Annotated in this window: 22 protein-coding genes; 10 read left to right on the forward strand and 12 right to left on the reverse strand. The window is 61.0% G+C overall.

The genetic code is table 11. The annotated features are described in order from the left end of the window. Positions 1 to 19: 19 nt before the first annotated feature. A complete protein-coding gene (locus tag H8F23_RS26045) occupies positions 20 to 583 on the reverse strand; it encodes a chorismate mutase (RefSeq protein ID WP_194936288.1) in 564 nt (187 codons plus the stop codon). Positions 584 to 782: 199 nt separating this feature from the next. On the opposite strand from H8F23_RS26045, the gene H8F23_RS26050 reads away from it, so the two are divergent. Next, on the forward strand, positions 783 to 2,138 hold the full coding sequence (locus H8F23_RS26050; protein WP_194936289.1) for an MATE family efflux transporter: 1,356 nt from the start codon (positions 783 to 785) through the stop codon (positions 2,136 to 2,138). 74 nt (positions 2,139 to 2,212) lie between these two features. Next, positions 2,213 to 2,776, forward strand: coding sequence for a YceI family protein (locus H8F23_RS26055; RefSeq protein WP_194936290.1), 564 nt, complete (start codon positions 2,213 to 2,215; stop codon positions 2,774 to 2,776). A gap of 15 nt (positions 2,777 to 2,791) precedes the next feature. Here the strand turns inward: H8F23_RS26055 and H8F23_RS26060 are convergent, their stop codons facing one another. The 3 genes from H8F23_RS26060 to H8F23_RS26070 form a co-directional block, all read right to left on the reverse strand. Beyond that, positions 2,792 to 3,004 (reverse strand): YXWGXW repeat-containing protein, encoded by a 213-nt coding sequence (locus H8F23_RS26060; protein ID WP_007908149.1) that lies wholly within the window; start codon positions 3,002 to 3,004, stop codon positions 2,792 to 2,794. Between the two features lie 42 nt (positions 3,005 to 3,046). Continuing rightward, positions 3,047 to 3,370, reverse strand: a complete 324-nt coding sequence (locus tag H8F23_RS26065) for a YXWGXW repeat-containing protein (RefSeq protein WP_194936291.1) — start codon at positions 3,368 to 3,370, stop codon at positions 3,047 to 3,049. Positions 3,371 to 3,551: 181 nt separating this feature from the next. Next, the gene (locus H8F23_RS26070; protein ID WP_194936292.1) at positions 3,552 to 4,037 is read right to left on the reverse strand and encodes a DUF3592 domain-containing protein; all 486 of its coding nucleotides are present in this window, start codon (positions 4,035 to 4,037) and stop codon (positions 3,552 to 3,554) included. Positions 4,038 to 4,188: 151 nt separating this feature from the next. On the opposite strand from H8F23_RS26070, the gene H8F23_RS26075 reads away from it, so the two are divergent. After that, positions 4,189 to 4,875, forward strand: a complete 687-nt coding sequence (locus H8F23_RS26075) for a GNAT family N-acetyltransferase (RefSeq protein WP_194936293.1) — start codon at positions 4,189 to 4,191, stop codon at positions 4,873 to 4,875. Positions 4,876 to 4,939: 64 nt separating this feature from the next. Here the strand turns inward: H8F23_RS26075 and H8F23_RS26080 are convergent, their stop codons facing one another. Next, complete coding sequence (locus tag H8F23_RS26080) at positions 4,940 to 5,380, reverse strand: hotdog fold domain-containing protein (RefSeq protein WP_034156174.1); 441 nt, start codon at positions 5,378 to 5,380, stop codon at positions 4,940 to 4,942. 164 nt (positions 5,381 to 5,544) lie between these two features. Between H8F23_RS26080 and H8F23_RS26085 the strand changes: the two genes are divergently transcribed. Then, complete coding sequence (locus H8F23_RS26085; protein WP_194936294.1) at positions 5,545 to 6,177, forward strand: TetR/AcrR family transcriptional regulator; 633 nt, start codon at positions 5,545 to 5,547, stop codon at positions 6,175 to 6,177. A 346-nt stretch (positions 6,178 to 6,523) separates the two neighbouring features. Here the strand turns inward: H8F23_RS26085 and H8F23_RS26090 are convergent, their stop codons facing one another. Further along, entirely contained in the window at positions 6,524 to 7,642 is a 1,119-nt protein-coding gene (locus tag H8F23_RS26090) for a DmpA family aminopeptidase (RefSeq protein ID WP_194936295.1), read from the reverse strand. 142 nt (positions 7,643 to 7,784) lie between these two features. Beyond that, the gene (locus H8F23_RS26095) at positions 7,785 to 8,900 is read right to left on the reverse strand and encodes an extracellular solute-binding protein (RefSeq protein WP_194936296.1); all 1,116 of its coding nucleotides are present in this window, start codon (positions 8,898 to 8,900) and stop codon (positions 7,785 to 7,787) included. Positions 8,901 to 9,010: 110 nt separating this feature from the next. On the opposite strand from H8F23_RS26095, the gene H8F23_RS26100 reads away from it, so the two are divergent. Further along, complete coding sequence (locus H8F23_RS26100; RefSeq protein ID WP_194936297.1) at positions 9,011 to 9,790, forward strand: helix-turn-helix transcriptional regulator; 780 nt, start codon at positions 9,011 to 9,013, stop codon at positions 9,788 to 9,790. Positions 9,791 to 9,911: 121 nt separating this feature from the next. On the opposite strand, the gene H8F23_RS26105 is transcribed toward H8F23_RS26100, so the two are convergent. Beyond that, entirely contained in the window at positions 9,912 to 10,853 is a 942-nt protein-coding gene (locus H8F23_RS26105) for a class I SAM-dependent methyltransferase (RefSeq protein ID WP_194936298.1), read from the reverse strand. Positions 10,854 to 11,052: 199 nt separating this feature from the next. Between H8F23_RS26105 and H8F23_RS26110 the strand changes: the two genes are divergently transcribed. Both H8F23_RS26110 and H8F23_RS26115 read left to right on the forward strand, forming a co-directional pair. After that, a complete protein-coding gene (locus H8F23_RS26110; protein WP_093441112.1) occupies positions 11,053 to 11,466 on the forward strand; it encodes a response regulator in 414 nt (137 codons plus the stop codon). A 78-nt stretch (positions 11,467 to 11,544) separates the two neighbouring features. Beyond that, the gene (locus H8F23_RS26115; RefSeq protein WP_194936299.1) at positions 11,545 to 12,213 is read left to right on the forward strand and encodes an HAD-IA family hydrolase; all 669 of its coding nucleotides are present in this window, start codon (positions 11,545 to 11,547) and stop codon (positions 12,211 to 12,213) included. 121 nt (positions 12,214 to 12,334) lie between these two features. On the opposite strand, the gene H8F23_RS26120 is transcribed toward H8F23_RS26115, so the two are convergent. Both H8F23_RS26120 and H8F23_RS26125 read right to left on the reverse strand, forming a co-directional pair. Next, positions 12,335 to 12,994: a methyltransferase family protein gene (locus H8F23_RS26120; protein WP_194936300.1), complete on the reverse strand. Its 660-nt coding sequence runs from the start codon at positions 12,992 to 12,994 to the stop codon at positions 12,335 to 12,337. A 218-nt stretch (positions 12,995 to 13,212) separates the two neighbouring features. Continuing rightward, positions 13,213 to 14,109, reverse strand: coding sequence for a LysR substrate-binding domain-containing protein (locus H8F23_RS26125; protein WP_194936301.1), 897 nt, complete (start codon positions 14,107 to 14,109; stop codon positions 13,213 to 13,215). Between the two features lie 113 nt (positions 14,110 to 14,222). Between H8F23_RS26125 and H8F23_RS26130 the strand changes: the two genes are divergently transcribed. The 3 genes from H8F23_RS26130 to H8F23_RS26140 are packed head-to-tail and all read left to right on the forward strand — an operon-like array spanning position 14,223 to position 16,473. Beyond that, positions 14,223 to 15,245, forward strand: coding sequence for an aldo/keto reductase (locus tag H8F23_RS26130; RefSeq protein WP_194936302.1), 1,023 nt, complete (start codon positions 14,223 to 14,225; stop codon positions 15,243 to 15,245). Then, positions 15,242 to 16,039: an SDR family NAD(P)-dependent oxidoreductase gene (locus tag H8F23_RS26135; protein ID WP_160058567.1), complete on the forward strand. Its 798-nt coding sequence runs from the start codon at positions 15,242 to 15,244 to the stop codon at positions 16,037 to 16,039. Before H8F23_RS26130 ends, H8F23_RS26135 begins: the two co-directional genes overlap by 4 nt. 23 nt (positions 16,040 to 16,062) lie before the next feature. Further along, positions 16,063 to 16,473 (forward strand): SRPBCC family protein, encoded by a 411-nt coding sequence (locus tag H8F23_RS26140; protein ID WP_110719423.1) that lies wholly within the window; start codon positions 16,063 to 16,065, stop codon positions 16,471 to 16,473. Positions 16,474 to 16,602: 129 nt separating this feature from the next. On the opposite strand, the gene H8F23_RS26145 is transcribed toward H8F23_RS26140, so the two are convergent. Both H8F23_RS26145 and H8F23_RS26150 read right to left on the reverse strand, forming a co-directional pair. After that, on the reverse strand, positions 16,603 to 17,997 hold the full coding sequence (locus H8F23_RS26145; protein ID WP_194936303.1) for a sensor histidine kinase: 1,395 nt from the start codon (positions 17,995 to 17,997) through the stop codon (positions 16,603 to 16,605). Next, entirely contained in the window at positions 17,975 to 18,658 is a 684-nt protein-coding gene (locus tag H8F23_RS26150) for a response regulator transcription factor (protein ID WP_194936304.1), read from the reverse strand. Before H8F23_RS26150 ends, H8F23_RS26145 begins: the two co-directional genes overlap by 23 nt. Positions 18,659 to 18,753 lie beyond the last annotated feature (95 nt).

Here is an 18,753-nt window from a genome sequence, read left to right on the forward strand (position 1 = left end):
CTTTTGATCTGGCCGTTTCTCAGCGCGAGTTCGCCGCCCGCACACACAACTCACCGGTCGCCCGTGTCAGGGCCAGTTCATGCAGCGCGTCGTGGGTCAGGCCACTGCGCGCCTTGGCCAGCCACGCCGGGCAATTCGCGTCATGGCGATACGGCGCGAAGGCGGCGTATTGCTGCAGCAGGCGGGTTTGCAGCTCATCCAGACGCGGGCGAATCTGTTTACCCAGGTCGGGGCGCGGGGTGTCCGGCGCGGCACCCGCCGCTTGCCACTGTGCGAGCAAACCGTACTGCACCAGTTTGTTCGCCTCCATTTGCGCGGCGATCAGTTGCGCCACGTCTTCCGCGTCGAGCTGGCGCTCGGTGGCCAGCGTGCGGGCATTGGCGATCACCTGCGCTTCACGCGGGCTGTCCTGGATCGGCTTGCCGCTGTCCCATTTGGTCAGCGCGACGAGGTCGCCGATGTTCAGGCGTTCGTTGAGTGTTTCCAGCAACGGCTTCAAGGTTTCGCCGGGCGCGGCGGCGTGAGCGCTGGTGGTGAGCACGGCGAGGAGGGTGGCGGTCAGCAGATGGGCAAAGCGCGGCATGAACAGAGCCTCAATGAGAGAAGTGAAAGTGGGCAATTGTTTACCACAGCTCGGAGCTTGCACCTACAGAACCGTTTCCGTTACACAGGCGCGGCCACCGGTCATAAACACCGATTTGAAATGTTAATTGCGCCCCGCGTGCAACTCACCGAAGCTATCCTCCATCAGCCCTCCCGCCGTCGAGATGGACCTCTATTCAATGCAAGCCGTCGCCCAACGCCCACTCTGGCACACCTACCTGCTGTTCCTTGCGCCGATGGTGCTGTCGAACTTTCTGCAATCGATGTCGGGCACGGTCAACAGCATCTACATCGGCCAGATGCTCGGCACCCAGGCGTTGGCGGCGGTGTCGGGGATGTTTCCCATCGTGTTCTTCTTTATCGCATTGGTGATCGGCCTCGGCGCTGGCGCCGGAGTGTTGATCGGTCAGGCGTGGGGCGCGCGTGAGCCGCACATGGTCAAGGCGATTGCCGGGGCAACGCTGTTGCTCGGGGTGTTGATCGGTCTGGTGGCGGCGGTGTTGGGCAGCGTGTTCGCGCGGCAGGCGCTGGCGGGCCTGGGGACGCCGGCGGATGTGCTCGACGATGCGGTGGCGTATGCCCATGTGATGATGTGGATCTTGCCGTCGCTGCTGGTGTTTGTGTTGTTCACCCAGCTGTTGCGCGGGGTCAGCGATACGCTATCGCCATTGCTGGCGCTGATGGTCTCGACCTGTGTCGGGCTGGCGCTGACCCCGGCGCTGATTCGCGGCTGGTTCGGCTTGCCGCAATTGGGTATTCAGAGTGCGGCGTACGCCGGGCTGGCCGGTAACCTGGCGGCGATGGTATGGCTGGCGTGGCGCCTGATTCGCAAAGGGCACCCGTTGGCGCCGGATCGGGAGTTCTTCACCGCGCTGCGCCTTGACGGGGCAATTCTCGGCAAGGTCTTGCGCATCGGCCTGCCGACCGGCGTGCAGATGATTGTGCTGTCGCTGTCGGAGCTGGTGATCCTGGCGCTGGTCAATCAGCACGGCTCGCAAGCAACGGCGGCGTATGGCGCGGTGACGCAGATCGTCAACTACGTGCAGTTCCCGGCGTTGTCGATTGCGATCACCGCGTCGATTCTCGGTGCGCAGGCCATCGGCGCCGGGCGGCTGGAGCGCATGGGGCCGATCCTGCGCACCGGGCTGTTGATCAACGTGTGCCTGACCGGCGGTTTGATTGTGCTCGGCTACCTGTTGTCGCACTGGCTGCTGGGGCTGTTCCTGACCGAGGACTCGACCCGGGCGATGGCTGAGCATCTGCTGCACATCATGTTGTGGAGCCTGCTGGTGTTCGGCTTCCAGGCAATCATCGGCGGGATCATGCGCGCCAGCGGCACGGTGTTGGTGCCGGTGGCAATTGCGATCATTTGCGTGGTCGGTGTGCAATTGCCGGCGGCGTACTGGCTGGACGGGCAATACGGCTTGCAGGGCGTGTGGATGGCGTTTCCGGTGGCGTATCTGGGCATGCTGGTGTTGCAGACCCTGTATTACAAACTGGTCTGGCAGCATCAGAAAATCGAGCGGCTGGTGTAGGCGCTGGCGCAACGCCCGGATGTTTGCTTAAGTCAATCGAGGCCCTCGACGGCCAGCCCCGCCCGGAGAATCCCATGTCGATCCGATTGCTGCTGGTTGCCGCGTGTTCGCTGTGCGTCGTCTGTACCGCGCAGGCTGTCGAATACACCCGGGTTAACACCAGCGCGAGTCAGATCAGCTTTACCTACAACCAGATGGGCTCGCGGATGTACGGCACCTTCGGCAAGTTCGAGGCGACGCTGGACTTCGACACCGACAACCTCGCCGACGCCCACACCTCGTTGCATATCGACCTCACCAGCATTGATGCCGGCAGCGAAGACGCCAACACCGAACTGGTGAAACCGGCGTGGTTCGACACTGAAAAATTCCCCGTGGCGGTGTTCGAATCCAAGCGTTTTACCCAAGATCCAAAAAACAAATATCTTTACTTGATCTATGGCCAGCTCACCCTCAAAGGCATTACCCGCGAAGTGCAGGTACCGGTGGAATTGAAACCGGACAGTGCCATCGGCATTTTCGACGGTGAACTGGTGCTCAAGCGTGACGAGTTCGGCCTCGGCGCGGGCGAGTGGGCGGACACCGTGGTGTCCCAGGACATCGCCATCAAATTCAAAGTGGTGGCGCCACAGCAGTGACGCCCGTCGTTGCAATCAATAGGCCCGCCAGTGCCCCGGTACCCAGCGCCATTGGTTGCCGCCCCAGCGATAGTGCCCGGCAACCCAGTGATAACCCGGCGCCGGCATCACCGGAACGACTTCGACCAGCGGCGGAGGCCGATGCGGACGGGCCGGCTCGACGACGCAACCGGACAACGTGACGGCCACCAGCGTGGCGGCCAGCAGTGCTTTAACGGTCTTCGACATGGTGGTGTTCTCGCAAGAAGTGATGGTCAGGCTGTCGCGCATTCATCGCACCCAATGCCCCTCGACCCAGAACCAGTTTGGTCCGCGTGCCTGCCAGTGCCCGGGTTTCCAGCGCGCGCCGTACCTCACCGGTTGCCAGTGGCCGGGTATCCACACGTAACCGCGTCCTTGCCAGCGCCAATGACCTTGATCCCAGACATAACCGGGACGTGCGCCGGGCATCACTTCCATGCGCATCGGCGGTGGAGCTTGCTGAACGATCACCACCGGTTGCGCAAACACCGTGGCGCTGCTCAGCGCCGCCAGCGTCAACGGCACCAGCAGCAGGGTTTTTCGCCATTTGGACAGGGAACGCAAAACGCTCATGACAACTCCTCAAGGCCTGCGTCGAAAAGTGAACGCAGCTGCAGAATTGGATGCCTGATTTGCGAAAGATCCCGTCTGAGGCGGATGAAATTTTTTTCAGGGAGGGCGATGCGAGAACGTCAGGATGGCGCCGCAGCAAGACGCCCGGCGCGCGTGATGGTTGTTGCCTGTGAGGCTGGACTCAATAAAACCGGTCCTGTTCTTTCATTGCCTGAATCTGCCAGAACGTCCTGCCCGAGATCAGCAGAAACAGCAGTGCGAGCAACACACCGCCGGTCATGATGTAGAAGCTCGTGCGGTAACTCTGCAACTGGCTGGTGATACAGCTTTTATCCGGCATCCACGGCGACACCAGCAGGGTGATCGGGCCATCGACTTCATATTGGGTATGCTCGACGTAGCGTTCGTCGGCGTGTTGCCCTTCATGGGTCTGGCCTTGGGCATCGGTGTATTGATAGTGAATGACCTTGCCATTAGCGTTCATTGGAATCTTTTCCAGTGCCGTGACGCTGCCGCGGGTTTCCACACCGTTGAAACTCAGCGCCCCATAAAGCATGCCCGACTTGTGCGCCATTGCAGCGAGCAGCAAAACCACGCAGCAAGCAACGGTCAGCATGACGATACGGTTGTAGAGGTGATCCTTGGCAGCTTCGCGTGGGTAGTACATGGCCGATCCCTGGTGGTGACATGTGTAGGAGTCCGTTACATCGGCGCTCGGAACAGGAACTTTAGACGTCGAGTGGGCGCGTCACGGTATGATGGCGCGGCTCGTCGACCGCTGCGGCGGTCGGCAACGCTTTTTACCGTCGGAGTTCGTCATGCCACGCATCACCCACTACAAATCCCCATGCCCCGAGGCCGTCAACAGCCAGATCCTGCAGATGGTCGTCGACTACCTGACCGACATCAGCGCGGTCGGCCTCGGCCCGAGCAACCTGCTGTACAACGTCTATCAGTACGCAGTTGGCTATGAGGTGCATCTGTATCTCGAAGCGTTGAATGGCGAGAAGGGTATCGACGTGGAGTTGCTGGTGGCCACCGACGAGGATGATCCGGAGCAAGTGATCGGTTTTCTGTTGTACCTGCCGGTGCAGGGCGACTGGGAAGCCTGCAGCGTGGCCTACATGGCGGTGCGCGAAGGGCATCGGCGCCAGGGTGTGGCGCGGGCGATGATCGGTGAGATGGTCGGGCGTTATCCCCATGCGGAGCTGGCCTGCACGATCGGCAAAGTCCCGTACTTCGAAGCGTTGGGCTTTGAGGTGATTGGCCAGCGTGAAACCCAGGTGTTGATGAGCACCCGGTATTACCGCAGCAATGGCTTGCGCGGGTTTATCGACACCACGCCGATTTACCGTTCGCTGGAGGTGCAGCAGATCCACACTTACCTGCTGCAGAAAAATGGCAAACGGGCGATGCTCGATGCCGAGAAACAGCGCGATCGACACCTCGACCAGACCACCCGCCATACCGAAGAATTTGTCCGGCAACGCCTGACCGTGCACTGACCCCACATCGCTGAAAAAGCCCTTGCTGTGAATGGCGCAGCAAGGGCTTTTTTGTGCGCGTCATTCAGCCGAGTTTGACGTTCATGGTGATCCGCGCCGTGAACACGTGCTTGCCCTCGGTGTCGCGAATATCCACGGTGACGATCTTGTCGCCTTCGCTCTGCCAATCCACGCCTTCACCACTGGCCACCGCCGTCACATCGGTTTTTGCCTTGGCCAGATATTCCACGGTCATGCCTTTGGGGATCCAGCGTGCGCCGGCCGGGATCGACACATCGGTCATCATCCCGGCGGCGAGTTCCGCCGCGTTGCACATGGCAATGGCATGCACGGTACCGAGGTGATTGGTGATCTCTCGACGGAACGGCACTTGCACCGTCGCCGCATTGGCGCGCAACTCGGTCACCAGCGGGTTGATGGTGCTGAAGTACGGCGCGACCTGGCAGGCCATCTGGCTAAACGCTTGCGGACCTGCGCTGTTGAACATGCTGAGAAACTGACTCATGGAAACGCCTCGCGAAAAGTGAATTTGCAGAACTATGTTCCGTTACAGAATAATATTCTGTAACGGAACGGTATTCGGTCTGCGGGAAATCTGTCAACCTGTGCGTGTTTTTTTCATGGGCACGACGTGTGCCTTTCAATCCCGATTTTCAGGCAGTGAGCCGCATGGACACCGCAGATCTACTTGAACGCAGCTACCCCGGCCGCCGCGCCGAACTCAAGCGTGACATCTTTCGCAAGGCGCTGAACCTGTTCAACGAACAGGGGATTGAAGCCACCACCATCGAGATGATTCGCGCCGAGTGCGACACCAGTGTCGGGGCGATCTATCACCATTTCGGCAACAAGGAGGGCTTGGTCGCCGCGTTGTTTTTCACCGCGCTGGAGGATCAGGCGCGCCTGCGCGATGCCTATCTGGAGGCAGCGAAAACCACCGAGGAAGGTGTGCAGGCGCTGGTGTTCAGCTACGTCGATTGGGTCGAACGTCAACCGCAGTGGGCGCGCTTCCAGTACCACGCGAGGTTTGCGGTGACCAAAGGGCCGTTCAAAGACGAACTGGCCGAGCGTAACAAGACCCGCAATGTGCGTCTGCGCGACTGGCTGGCCGAATCGGGGCGCGCTGCCGAACTCAAGGCCTTGCCCGCTGAACTGTTGCCGTCGTTGATCATCGGTCAGGCCGACAGTTACTGCCGTGCCTGGTTGGCAGGGCGGGTGAAGGGCAGTCCGGCGGACTATCGCGAGTTGCTGGCACAAGCGGCGTGGCGCTCGATCCGCGCCGATTCGCTGTTGGACGGCTGATTTACGCAGACAAAAAAAGAGCCTCAAAGCTCTTTGATGGGGAGGAAGTAGAGCCCTCGAGGCTCAAGATGCGCATGAAGCAAGGCATGGGCTTGATTGGGGTTCAGAACACCCGTGCCTACGCAGCGCTCGAAGAGCGGAGCCACTGCGTGATTCCATCGTAGGAGTGCGCAAGTGACGGCTCAAGTACCGCCAGTCGCCCGGGCAACTAGACGCTGGCCTCTTTCATGAATGTTCACAGACTCCCTGTAGGAGCTGCCGAAGGCTGCGATCTTTTGATTTTGCTTTTAAAAGACAAGATCAAAAGATCGCAGCCTTCGGCAGCTCCTACAGTGTTTTTGCGGGGTCAGCGGGCGCCAGGCCAGCCTGATTTTTCGAGGGCCGCGAGCAGGGTTTCGGCATCCAGTCCCGGCACCGAATGACCGTTACCTTCGGTGCTGTCACTGGCCAGCAAGGCATTGATGATCGCTTCTTCAACCGCCTCGGTCGCGGCCAGAAACAGCTCGCTGATATGGTCGTTATTGACCATGCGCAAGCCGTCGCAGGTCGGTGCGCCTTTGCCTTCGTAGGCGGCGGGCGGTACGTGATCATTACCCGTGGCGAAGGCGATAAAGATGTCGCCGCTGTGATCCTCATTGCCGCCGCCGGTGCGCGCCAGACCGAGGCTCGCGCGCTGTGCCAGGCGTGTGCACTGGTGGGGCAACAGCGGCGCATCGGTCGCCAGGCAGACGACGATCGAGCCCATGCCCGGATGCGGCAATGAGGCGCGCAAGAACGGCGAATCTTTCTGTTCCATATAGCGCCCGACCGGGTAGCCATCGACCCGCAGTTCGCTGCGAATGCCGTGGTTGGCCTGCACGATCGCGCCGACGGTCCAGCCGCCCTGGGCACTGCTCAAACGCCGCGACGACGTACCGATGCCACCCTTGAATTCATGGCAGATCATGCCGCTGCCACCGCCGACGGCGCCTTCCACCACTGGGCCGTCGACCGCGTTTTTCAGGGCTTCAGCCACATGCGTGGGCTGCACGTGAAAACCGTTGATATCGTTGAGCAGGCCGTCAAAGGTCTCCAGCACCACTGGCATGTTCCAGTAGAGACGGCCGTCGTCGGGTTGCTGCTGGCGATCCAGTGCAACCAAGGCATCGCGCACCACACCGAGGCTGTGGGTGTTGGTGAAGGCAATCGGGCTGGTCAGCAGACCCGCCTCGCGAATCCATTCAAGCCCGGTGGCGTCACCATTGCCGTTGAGCACATGCACGCCGGCAAAACACGGTTGCTGATTGGTCGAACCCGGACGCGGTTCGATCAGCGTCACGCCGGTGCAGATATCCCGTCCGGCGCTGCTGCGGCCGCGCACATTGCTGTGGCCGACGCGTACGCCGGGTACATCAGTGATGGCGTTGAGCGGGCCGGGATGCAGTTGGCCAATGCGGATGTTGAGGTCACGGGCACGAGGTTTCATCGATTGTTGTCTCTCTCTGAGTTGTTCGCCGTCCCCTGTAGGAGTGAGCCTGCTCGCGATAGCGTCGGCACTTTCAATACATCTGTGCCTGACCCACCGCTATCGCGAGCAGGCTCACTCCTACAGGGGGAATGTGTTGGGGTTACTGGCCGTTCTTGACCTTGCTCCACACCCGCGTGCGCACCCGTTCGGTGGCTTTGGGCAGGGGTTCAAGGGTGTACAGCGTGGCCATCGCCGTGGCCGATGGATAAACCGCCGGGTTGTCCCGCGTGGCGGCGGCCACCAGCGCTGTCGCCGCTCGGTTGCCATTCGGATACGACAGATGATCACTGACCGGCGCGATCACTTCGGGCCGCAGCAGATAATCGATAAACGCCAGCCCTTGGGGCCGATTCGGCGCGTCCTTGAGCAGCACCAACGTGTCGAACCACACCGGCGCGCCTTCCTTGGGCAGGCTGTAGGCGATCTTCACGCCGTTGTTGGCTTGCTCGGCATTGGTCTTGGCTTCCAGCATCGCCCCCGACCAACCGACTGCCACGCAAATGTTGCCGTTGGACAGGTCGCTGATGAATTTCGACGAGTTGAAGTAGGCAATGTGCGGGCGCAGTTTCAGCAGCAACGCTTCGGCCTTTTTATAGTCTTCAGGATCGGTGCTGTTGGGTGGCAGCCCCAGATAATGCAGGGCGACCGGCAGCATCTCCGATGGCGAATCGAGCATCGCCACGCCGCACTGGCCGAGTTTGGCAAGGTTGTCTTCGTTGAACACCAGATCCCACGAATCCACCGGCGCCTTGTCGCCGAGCGCCGCGCGCACTTTGTCGACGTTGTAACCGATGCCGTTGGTGCCCCATAGGTACGGCACCGCGTACTGATTGCCGGGATCGTTGTTGGCCAGTTTTGCCAACAAATCGGCATCAAGATTCTTCCAGCCCGGCAGTTGCTCGCGTGGCAGCGGGGCCAGGGCGCCGGCCTTGATCAGCGTCGGCAGGCTGAAGTTGCTTGCCACCACCACGTCGTAGCCGCTGCGGCTGGTCATCAGTTTGCCTTCGAGGACTTCGGCACTGTCGAAGGTGTCGTAGACCGGTTGGATACCGCTGTCGCGCTGGAAATCGTGCAGAGTGTTCGGGCCGATGTAGTCGTACCAGTTGTAGACGTGCACGCTCGGCGCGTCGGCGGCCATGGCCATTGAGCCGGCGCCAATACCCGCCAGCAGGCCCAGTTGAATGCTGAGGTTGATACAGCCTCGGTGACGACGCATGATGCGGCACTCCTGGCCTGTGCAGGCCGGTGATGAACAGGAGTGCTCAGCCTATCGGGCCGGTCACGCCTGACCCATTCCCATCATGGGTTACTCAAAAGGGGTAGTGCGTGGACGCGTTGCTGCAGGAGTTGCCAGTGCATCAAAGCCTGGCGCGGGTATTTGCCGGAGTCGGTCAGGACGGTTTCTGGCGTGCGCTGGTGGACACGTTGCGGCTGCTGGTGCCGCTGGACAACGCGCTGGTGGCGTTGATGAAAGCCGGGCAGGCGCCGCAATTGCTGATCGACTTCGACAGCAAGGGCCGCGCCGACGAGCAGGAAGAACTGGCCAGTTACAGTGCCGGCATGTACCTGCTCGATCCGTTTTACCAGGCCGCATCGACCGGCATTGCCGACGGCTTGCACAGCCTCGCCTCGGTGGCCCCGGACCAATTTCTGCACAGCGAGTACTACCAGAGCTATTTTCGTTCGGTGGTGGGCGAGGACGAGTTGCAGTTCATGATCAACGTCGAGGGCGGCGTGCTCGGCTTGTCATTGGGCCGTTCGACGCCGTTCGGCATGGCCGAGCAGGGTCGACTGCTGTGCGTGCGTGACTGGGTGTTGGCGGCAATGCGTCGGCATGTGCAGTTGCTGCCGCCGCAGGGCGCGGTGGCGGAAACGCTGGTCGGGGATCTGGCGACGTTGCTCGACCGCTTCGACGCGCGGCTGACGGTGCGCGAGGTCGATACGGCGCGGCTGATTTTGCAGGGCTTCTCCAGCAAGGCAATGGCCCAGCAGATGGGCATCTCGCCGGAGACGGTCAAGGTGCATCGGCGCAATCTTTATCACAAGCTCAATGTCACCGGGCATGGAGAGTTGTTTGCGCTGGTGCTGCGCCCACCAACTCCCTGATTCACCACAATCCCCTTGTAGGAGTGAGCCTGCTCGCGATAGCGATGTGTCAGATATCACCTATTTGACTGATAGACCGCTATCGCGAGCAGGCTCACTCCTACAAGGGATCTTCGGGGTGTCAGATCGTGCGCTGGAAGACCAATGCCTTGAGTCCGCTTTCAGGGTCGATGTCGGGGAACTCCGGCGGATTCTCCAGCCGTTCTACAAAGCGCAGACTCGGCGCTTCCTGGGTCACGCCATTAATCAAAAAGTCCGAACCGAATGCCGGGTCGTTCATGCACGCCAGCACGGTGCCGTTGGCGGTGAGCAATTCCGGCAGGCGGCGCAGCACGCGTTGGTAATCCTTGGTCAGCAGGAAACTGCCTTTCTGGAAAGACGGCGGATCGATGATTACCAGATCATAAGGGCCGCTGTTGATCACCTTGCCCCAGGACTTGAACAGGTCGTGGCCGAGGAAACTGACTTTGCTCAGGTCGTGGCCGTTCAAGCGATGATTGTCGCGGCCACGGCTCAGCGCGGCGCGGGACATGTCCAGATTGACCACATGGCTGGCGCCACCCTCGATGGCTGCCACGGAAAAACCGCAGGTGTAGGCAAACAGGTTGAGCACGCGTTTGCCGCTGGCCTGTTCGCGCACCCAGTTACGCCCGTAACGCATGTCGAGAAACAGCCCGGCGTTCTGCTTGCGGCCCAGATCGACGCGATACTGCAAGCCGCCCTCGACAATGCTCATTTCGTCGATCTCTTCACCCAGCAGCCATTCGGCGGTGCTCTGCGGCAAATAGCGATGCTGGATCAGCAAGGTGTGTGCGCCAGACTGTTTCCATTCGGCGGACCCCGTGAGCTCCAGGAGCAACGCCTTGAGATTGTCCAGTTGCTCAGGCGCCGGCTCCTTGAACAGCGACACCAGCACCACGCCTTGCAGCCAGTCCACCGTCAACTGCTCCAGCCCGGCCCAGCAGCGTCCGCGCCCGTGGAACAGGCGACGGGTTTCGCTCGGTGCAGCCGCGAGGGCCGGCAGCAGATGGGCATGGAGGGTGGCGAGGGCTTCAGGGTTCATCGGTCAGGATCGGCAAGCAAAAGGGCCGGCATTTTAACCACAAATACGCCGTCACGAACGATTGCCGGCGACGGGCAAAAACGGCCTTTCGCAAAAGACCTGTATCAAAAATGAATTTCTGCAGAGCCCGCTGCTCATACCAGTTAAGCAGCGGATTCAAGCCGCTAAATCGTTAATGCAATTCAGGGAGTGCAGTTCCATGTGCCCAACACCTACGGCGAGCGCGCACCTTCCTGACGGATTGATTCTGGTGGTTGAGGATGATCCGTTGATTCTGGAGTTTCTCTGCGAAATTCTTCAGGAGGAAGGTTTCAAAGTCGAGCCACGTACCAGCGCGGATGACGCCAAGCTGTATCTGGAAGAGCACGCGCCGGAAGTGGCCTTGCTGCTGACCGACATCACCATGCCCGGCGAAATCAATGGCGCCGGGTTGGCCAACCTGGTCGGCGAACGCTGGCCGGACAAGCCGGTCATGGTCATGTCCGGCTATGAAACCCCGGAGACATCGGGGGTCAAGCACCCGGTGGCGTTCATCAAGAAGCCGTGGGCCATCGGCCAGTTACTCGACTGCGTGGATAGCGCGTTCAAGTCCAAGGCTCCGCGCCTGCACTGAGATGCCGGGGCGAATCGCCGGGCAAAAATGCTACATTGCCCGGCCAATCCGCCCAGTCTTGTCAAAGGATGCGATCTTTTGTCTGCTCACTTTAACGTCTTCGATCGCGCGTTCGGCGCGTTTCTGTTCGACATGGACGGCACCGTCCTCAATTCCATTGCCGCCGCCGAGCGGATCTGGGCAGCCTGGGCCGTGCGCCATGGCGTCGATGTGGAAACGCTTTTGCCGACCATTCATGGCGTGCGCGCGATCGACACCATCACCCGGCTGAACCTGCCGGGGGTGGATGCCGAGGCGCAAGCGGCGGTAATCACCGAGGCGGAAATCGAAGACGTTGAAGGCATTGTCGAGATACCCGGCGCGGCGAAATTTCTCAATAGCCTGCCCAAAGATCGCTGGGCGATGGTGACGTCGGCGCCACGGGATCTGGCGTTGCGGCGCATGGCGGCGGCGGGGATTCCAACGCCAGCGGTGATGATCACGGCTGAAGATGTGAAGGCGGGTAAGCCCGACCCGGCCGGCTATTTACTGGCGGCCCAACGTCTTGGCCTGGACGCGCGTGATTGCCTGATTTTCGAAGACGCCACGGTCGGTATTCAGGCTGCTGAAGCCGCCGCTGCGCCGCTGATGATCATCACCACGACGCATCAGCATCCGCTGGAAACGGCCCATGCGACGTTGGCCAGTTATGCTGCGGTCAGCGTCAAGATCGATAGCGACGGTCAACTCCACCTGCAAAAAAACTGACACAACACAATCCCTTGTAGGAGTGAGCCTGCTCGCGATAGCGGTGTGTCAGACACACAGATTTGACTGACACACCGCTATCGCGAGCAGGCTCACTCCTACAGGGGACTGTGTTCGCAAATCAATAAACGCCGGGCACCAACCGCCAACTCCGCGCACAGTAAGCGTCATACTCCGCGCCAAACTGCGCCCGCAGCAGCGCTTCTTCCGAATGAATCCGGGCAATCAGCGGAATCAACGTCAGCGCCGCCAGCATCAACCCGACCACCGAACGAAACGCCAATGCCCAGCCCACGGCATTGACCACCAGCCCCAGATAACTCGGATTGCGCAGCCGTTGGTAAATGCCATCGGTCACCAATCGATGCCCCGGTTGAATCGCCACCAGTCCGCTGAAACGTCGCCCCAGCACAAACACCGGCCACAACCGCAGCACGCCGCCGACGATAAACAGCAATGCGCCGAGCCAGCGCACGCCTTCACCGCCCACCGTCCAGAAATTCACCCGGTCGCAATAGGCCGGCAGAAAACCACTGACCAGACCAATTACGCCAAACGCCGGAATCACCCAGCGATTGGCGCGGTCTTCACGCTCGCCGGAACTGAGGTTGACCTCGCTGAACAGCGAAGCGATCACCATGGCCACCGTCGCCAGTGCGACGATCACCAGCGAACCGTGGGAAAAGAACATCGCCACGCCGCCAATGCCCCACACCGCCAGGCCGAGGTAGGCGAGGGTGGCGAGTACCGCGACGACGGTCATTTGTGCGGACATTCTCATGGTCAACTCACGGCTGGATGCTGATCTGATGAGTGTAGATCCACCGCAAAACCTGTGGGAGCGAGCCTGCTCGCGAAAGCGTTGGCTCAGTCAAAATCGATGTTGGATGTGCCGGTCCCTTCGCGAGCAAGCTCGCTCCCACAGGTTCAGAAGTGATCTCGCACTTTCTGTATGACGCAGATCCCTGTGGGAGCGAGCCTGCTCGCGAAGCGGCCCTCTCAGTCAGCGGCTATCTCTCCGTCAGTCAGGACTTTGCGGAAGGTCTCGACCAATGGCCGCAAGTTGATCCGGTGCCACGCCGCCCACAATGGCGTGGTCAAGGTCAGCCACGGCAGCTCCCGCAGCACTACGCCCGGCGGTGCGTTATGGCTCAGGCCTTTCTGGATCATCGCAATCCCCAGCCCCGACGCCACCAGACCCAACGCGGTAAACGGTTCGGTCGCCTGCATGCGCACATCCGGGGTGAATCCCGCACGGATGCAGGCGCTGACGAACTCATCGTTGGCGTCCTGACGCGGCTGCACGCCGATCCATTCCTGATTGGCCAGATCCTCCGGGTTCAACGCAGCTCGCTGCGCCAGCGGATGCTGTTCCGGTAACGCCAGCAGCATCGGGTCATCGAGCACCTGAAAACCCAGCAGATCCGGATCGTCATCGGTCGGCGGCTCACTCACCAAGGCGATATCGAGGCTACGCTGTCGCAGGCCTTCCAATTGCTCGGCGGAACTGAGGTTGTATAGCGCGACGTGCACGTTGGGACGATCTGCGCGCAGCACGCGCAAGGCGTTGGGCAGGACGCCGGCATGCATGGCGTTCTCGATATAGCCGATGCACAGGCCACCTTCTTCGCCGCGACCGAGGCGCTTGCCGAGGGATTCCAGGCGATTGGCGTGGGTCAGCAGGGCGCGGGTTTCGGCAAGAAAAGTCTGGCCGTCGCGGGTCAGGCGAATGCGTTGCTGGCTGCGCTCGAACAGCGTCAGGCCCAGCCGTTCTTCGAGCTGGGCGATCTGCCGGCTCAGTGGCGACTGGGAAATATGCAGCCGTTCGGCGGCGCGGCCGACGTGTTCTTCCTCGGCGACTACAACGAAGTAGCGCAATTGGCGGATATCGATCATGTCAGACCTATAGGGACTCAAGTGCTGCGTATTATGTCTTGGACGGTCTCGGTGTCGCAATCTAGGATCTGCTCAACGGTCACACACACCCAGAACCTATCGAGGAAAAACCCATGAGCTTGAAAGACAAACTGCCCGGCCAGCTGGGCTTCGGCACCGCACCACTGGGCAACATGTTCCGCGCCATCCCCGAAGAAGAAGCGCAGGCCACCGTGCATGCCGCGTGGGATGCCGGCGTGCGTTACTTCGATACCGCGCCTTTTTACGGCTCCGGTCTGTCGGAGATCCGCCTCGGTGAAGCGTTGAAGCAATACAAGCGCGACGACTATGTGCTCAGCAGCAAGGTTGGCCGGGTGATTCTCGATGAAGTCGAAGACGCCGCCGCCCGCGATCTCGGCGAGAAGAGCGGGGTGTTCGAACACGGTCGCCCGAACAAAATCGTCAACGATTACAGCGCCGACGCGACTATGCGTTCGATCGAAGACAGCCTCAAGCGTCTGCAAACCGATCGCCTCGACATCGTCTGGGTGCACGACATCGCTCAGGATTTTTACGGCGATCAATGGCTGGAATACTTCAATCAGGCCCGCACCGGCGCGTTCAGAGTCCTCACCCGCTTGCGCGAAGAAGGCGTGATCAAAGGCTGGGGCCTGGGCGTGAACAAAGTCGAGCCGTGCGAGCTGACCCTCGACCTCACTGAGGCGCAGCCGGATGGTTTCCTGCTGGCCGGTCGCTACACGCTGCTCGACCATGAACGCCCGTTGCAACGCCTGATGGATGCAGCGCTGGCGCAAAACGTTGAAATCGTTGTCGGTGGCCCTTACAGCTCGGGCATCCTGGCCGGTGGCTCGCACTTCGAATACCAGCAGGCCAGCCCTGAAGTCATCGCCAAGGTCGAGCAGATCAAACGCATCGCCGCCGCTTACAACGTCGATATCAAAGCCGCTGCGCTACAGTTCTCGCTGGCCAATCCCGCTGTTGCGGCGGTGATTCCCGGCGCAAGCAAACCGCAACGCATTGCCGAAGATGTCGCGGCATTGTCGGCCAGCATTCCTGCCGGTTTCTGGCAGGCGATGCGCGACGCCCAACTGGTTTCCGAACGTGCACCATTGCCAATCGATGAGGTGAAAGCATGAAGATTGATCTGAGTGGAAAACTGGCCATCGTCAGCGGCAGCACCGCTGGCATCGGTCTGGGCATCAGCCAGTCGCTGGCCGAATCCGGCGCCACGGTGGTGGTGATTGGTCGCGACACCGCCAAGGTCGAGCAGGCGCTGGCGAGCATTCGCGAGAAGGTGCCGGGCGCGCAATTGCGTGGTCTGGCTGCCGATCTGGGCACCGCGGAGGGCGCGCAGAAGCTGTTCGCCGCTGAACCGCGTGCGGACATTCTGGTGAACAATCTCGGCATCTTCGACGCCGTGGATTTCTTCGAAGCGCCGGACAGCGAGTGGACGCGTTTCTATGAGGTCAACGTGATTTCCGGCGTGCGCCTGGCGCGGCACTACGTGCCGGCGATGGTCGAGCAGGGCTGGGGCCGGGTGATCTTCCTGTCCTCGGAATCCGGTGTGGCAACGCCAGCGGACATGATCAACTACGGCGTGACCAAAAGCGCCAATCTGGCGGTGTCCCACGGTCTGGCCAAACGTCTGGCTGGTACCGGGGTGACGGTCAATGCGATCCTGCCGGGGCCGACCTTCACCGACGGCCTGCAAGACATGCTCAAGGATGCCGCCGCCGAATCAGGGCGCAACTTGCGCGATGAAGCCGACGCTTTTGTGCTCAAGGCCCGTCCAACTTCGATCATCCAGCGCGTAGCGGATGTTGAGGAGGTCGCGCATCTGGTGACCTACATTGCTTCGCCGCTGTCCTCGGCCACCACCGGCGCCGCTTTGCGTGTCGATGGCGGCGTGGTCGACAGCCTGACTATCTGAATTCCCGAGAGAGACGTTTATCTATGCCAACAGCATCCGCAACCATCGACATTCCGGCCTCGGCCGATCAGGTCTGGCAATTGATCGGCGGCTTCAACACGCTGCCCGATTGGCTGCCCTTTATTCCCAACAGTGAACTGAGCGACGGTGGCCGTGTGCGCACCTTGCAGACCGCTGACGGCGCTGTGGTGATCGAGCGACTGCAAGCGTTCGACAACGCCGCGAAGACTTACAGCTATTCGATTGAACAGGCACCGTTCCCGGCGACTGATTACCTGGCGACGATCAAGGTCGAAGCCCAGGGACAGGGCGCACGCGTGACGTGGTCGGGGCGTTTCAACGCCAAAGGCGTGAGTGATGAGGAAGTGGTGGCGTTGTTCAGCGGCATCTACCAAGGTGGCCTCGAGGCACTCCGAGCCAATTACCCAGCCTGATCAACACCACAATCCAATGTAGGAGTGAGCCTGCTCGCGATGGCGTTTTGTCATTCAATGAGTAGTTGACTGACACACCGCTATCGCGAGCAGGCTCACCCCTACAGGGGTTGCGTTTCAGAGTGGGAATCAGGAATTCTCGATCAGGCTCTGCCGGCAATCGAGCACCAGTTTCGCCCCGCCCAGATCACTGCTGCCGACTTCAAGACTGAAGCCATGCAAGCTGACAATCGCCGCCACAATCGACAGTCCGAGGCCAAAGCCACCCTGCGGCTGCCCACCCTCGGCGCGATAGAAGCGCTGGAACACCGCCTCGCGCTCAGCCTCGGGAATTCCCGGTCCGGAATCGTGCACCTCAATCCGCGTCTGCCCACCCGCGTTCACCCCACGCAGCATCACTGTGCCGCCCGGTGGTGTGAACTTGATCGAGTTACTCAGCAGATTGGCCAAGGCCTCGAACAGCAACGCCCGATCGCCATTCAGCGGCGGCAATGTTTCCGGCATGTTCAGCTCGAAACGCAACTCGCCTTCTTCGGCCAGCGGCAGGTAAAACTCGTGCAGTTCTTCCAGCAATTGCACTGGATCGAGCTCGACAAAACCTGAACGGCGCTGGCGATCCTCAAGCTCGGAAATCCGCAACAACCCGCGAAACCGCGCCATCAGCGTGTCCGCTTCGGCGAGCACCAGATCCAGTTGCGCCGCTTCCTGCGAACCTTCGCCAGCCTGCTGCTGCATGCGATACAACTGCGCGCGCAGGCGCGTCAGTGGCGTGCGCAGATCATGGGCGATGTTGTCGCAGACGCCTTTGACTTCATTCATCAAGCGCTCGATACGCTCCAGCATCGCGTTGACGATGGCCGCGAGCATGTCCAGTTCATCGCGGCGATTGGACAGGGGCAGGCGATGCGTCAGGTCGCCGGCCACAATTGCCTGGGCGCTGTCCTGAATCGCCCGGATGCGCCGCAACGGCCGACGCCGCAGTAAATGCCAACCGGCAATGCCCGGCAGAATCGTCAGCGACACGCCCCAGAACAACGCATGCAAAATGATCCGCGTGACGGCGAACAGCGAGCCGTTGTCGCGCAGCAATACCAGCCAGCGCCCATCGCGGGTTTGCGTGGCCACCGCATCGCAGCTGTCATTGGGCAGGGTCGGGTCATCGGAGTCGGCGCAGTCGGCGAGCATGTGGATCTTGCCGTCCAGCGGCAGGCCTTCGGGGATCTGCTGGAGTGCGCCGCCAAGGTAGACGCCTTGCGCATCGAACAGGCCATAAGCGTCGATGCCGCGAATGTCGAAGGTCATGCTGGCGGCGAGGGCGTCTTCGAGTTGTTCGCCGCGAAAGTGCGAAAACAGGTGCTGACGTTGCATCAACGAGTGTTTGGCGAGGTTGTCGAGGTAGCCGGAGACCTCGTAATACATGACCCCCATGAGGATCGCGCTCCAGGCCACGAACAGCGAACTGTACAGCGCCAGCAATCGGCTGCTGGAGGAGCGCCAGCCGTCAGACGGGTTCGGCAATGACATAACCCGAGCCCCGTACCGTGCGGATCAGCGGCACATGGCCGGCGGCGTCGATCTTCTTGCGCAGACGGCCGATGTGCACGTCGATCAGGTTAGTGCCGGGGTCGAAGTGATAGCCCCAGACCTCTTCGAAAATCATCATCCGCGAAAGGATCTGGCCACTGTTGCGCATGAGGAATTCGAGCAGCTTGTATTCGGTCGGCAGCAGCGTCAGCACTTGTTCGGCGCGGCGCGCTTCATGGCTGATCAAATCAAGTTCGAGGTCGGCCACCTGCAACGTCGTTGCCTGAGTGGCACCGCTGTTCTGCCGACGCAGCAACACTTCCACCCGCGCGGCCATTTCATCGGTGGCGAACGGTTTGGTCAGGTAATCATCGCCGCCGGCGCGCAAGCCGCGTACGCGTTCGTCGACATCGGAGAGGGCGCTGATCATCAGGATCGGCGTGGCCACGCCCATGGTACGCAGCGTGGTGACGATGGCCAGGCCATCGAGTTCGGGCAGCATGCGGTCGAGGGTGATCAGGTCGTAGTTGCCGGTAACGGCGCGGTCGAGGCCTTCGCGGCCATTGTCGACCCAGTCGACTTCCAGCCCGTGGCTGCTCAGTTCGGCGACGATTTCCCGAGCGGTCACGGCGTCGTCTTCGATGGTCAAGATACGAGTCATAGGCAGGCCTGCTGATCGGTTCAAACGGAATGGCAGCATTTTGCCAAGAAATTCCGCTGACGCTTTAAATTAACTTTCATGTTGTAGCTGTCATT

This window comes from Pseudomonas neuropathica, from assembly GCF_015461835.1.
Classification (GTDB): domain Bacteria; phylum Pseudomonadota; class Gammaproteobacteria; order Pseudomonadales; family Pseudomonadaceae; genus Aquipseudomonas; species Aquipseudomonas neuropathica.

What these genes read in the sequence shown, in the direction of transcription:
- H8F23_RS26150 (WP_194936304.1), bottom strand. Translation starts at nt 18,658, where the DNA reads ATGACTCGTATCTTGACCATCGAAGACGACGCCGTGACCGCTCGGGAA.
- H8F23_RS26105 (WP_194936298.1), bottom strand. Translation starts at nt 10,853, where the DNA reads ATGAACCCTGAAGCCCTCGCCACCCTCCATGCCCATCTGCTGCCGGCC.
- H8F23_RS26135 (WP_160058567.1), top strand. Translation starts at nt 15,242, where the DNA reads ATGAAGATTGATCTGAGTGGAAAACTGGCCATCGTCAGCGGCAGCACC.
- H8F23_RS26060 (WP_007908149.1), bottom strand. Translation starts at nt 3,004, where the DNA reads ATGTCGAAGACCGTTAAAGCACTGCTGGCCGCCACGCTGGTGGCCGTC.
- H8F23_RS26140 (WP_110719423.1), top strand. Translation starts at nt 16,063, where the DNA reads ATGCCAACAGCATCCGCAACCATCGACATTCCGGCCTCGGCCGATCAG.
- H8F23_RS26130 (WP_194936302.1), top strand. Translation starts at nt 14,223, where the DNA reads ATGAGCTTGAAAGACAAACTGCCCGGCCAGCTGGGCTTCGGCACCGCA.
- H8F23_RS26145 (WP_194936303.1), bottom strand. Translation starts at nt 17,997, where the DNA reads ATGTCATTGCCGAACCCGTCTGACGGCTGGCGCTCCTCCAGCAGCCGA.
- H8F23_RS26125 (WP_194936301.1), bottom strand. Translation starts at nt 14,109, where the DNA reads ATGATCGATATCCGCCAATTGCGCTACTTCGTTGTAGTCGCCGAGGAA.
- H8F23_RS26080 (WP_034156174.1), bottom strand. Translation starts at nt 5,380, where the DNA reads ATGAGTCAGTTTCTCAGCATGTTCAACAGCGCAGGTCCGCAAGCGTTT.
- H8F23_RS26095 (WP_194936296.1), bottom strand. Translation starts at nt 8,900, where the DNA reads ATGCGTCGTCACCGAGGCTGTATCAACCTCAGCATTCAACTGGGCCTG.
- H8F23_RS26045 (WP_194936288.1), bottom strand. Translation starts at nt 583, where the DNA reads ATGCCGCGCTTTGCCCATCTGCTGACCGCCACCCTCCTCGCCGTGCTC.
- H8F23_RS26070 (WP_194936292.1), bottom strand. Translation starts at nt 4,037, where the DNA reads ATGTACTACCCACGCGAAGCTGCCAAGGATCACCTCTACAACCGTATC.
- H8F23_RS26085 (WP_194936294.1), top strand. Translation starts at nt 5,545, where the DNA reads ATGGACACCGCAGATCTACTTGAACGCAGCTACCCCGGCCGCCGCGCC.
- H8F23_RS26055 (WP_194936290.1), top strand. Translation starts at nt 2,213, where the DNA reads ATGTCGATCCGATTGCTGCTGGTTGCCGCGTGTTCGCTGTGCGTCGTC.
- H8F23_RS26120 (WP_194936300.1), bottom strand. Translation starts at nt 12,994, where the DNA reads ATGAGAATGTCCGCACAAATGACCGTCGTCGCGGTACTCGCCACCCTC.
- H8F23_RS26065 (WP_194936291.1), bottom strand. Translation starts at nt 3,370, where the DNA reads ATGAGCGTTTTGCGTTCCCTGTCCAAATGGCGAAAAACCCTGCTGCTG.
- H8F23_RS26110 (WP_093441112.1), top strand. Translation starts at nt 11,053, where the DNA reads ATGTGCCCAACACCTACGGCGAGCGCGCACCTTCCTGACGGATTGATT.
- H8F23_RS26075 (WP_194936293.1), top strand. Translation starts at nt 4,189, where the DNA reads ATGCCACGCATCACCCACTACAAATCCCCATGCCCCGAGGCCGTCAAC.
- H8F23_RS26050 (WP_194936289.1), top strand. Translation starts at nt 783, where the DNA reads ATGCAAGCCGTCGCCCAACGCCCACTCTGGCACACCTACCTGCTGTTC.
- H8F23_RS26090 (WP_194936295.1), bottom strand. Translation starts at nt 7,642, where the DNA reads ATGAAACCTCGTGCCCGTGACCTCAACATCCGCATTGGCCAACTGCAT.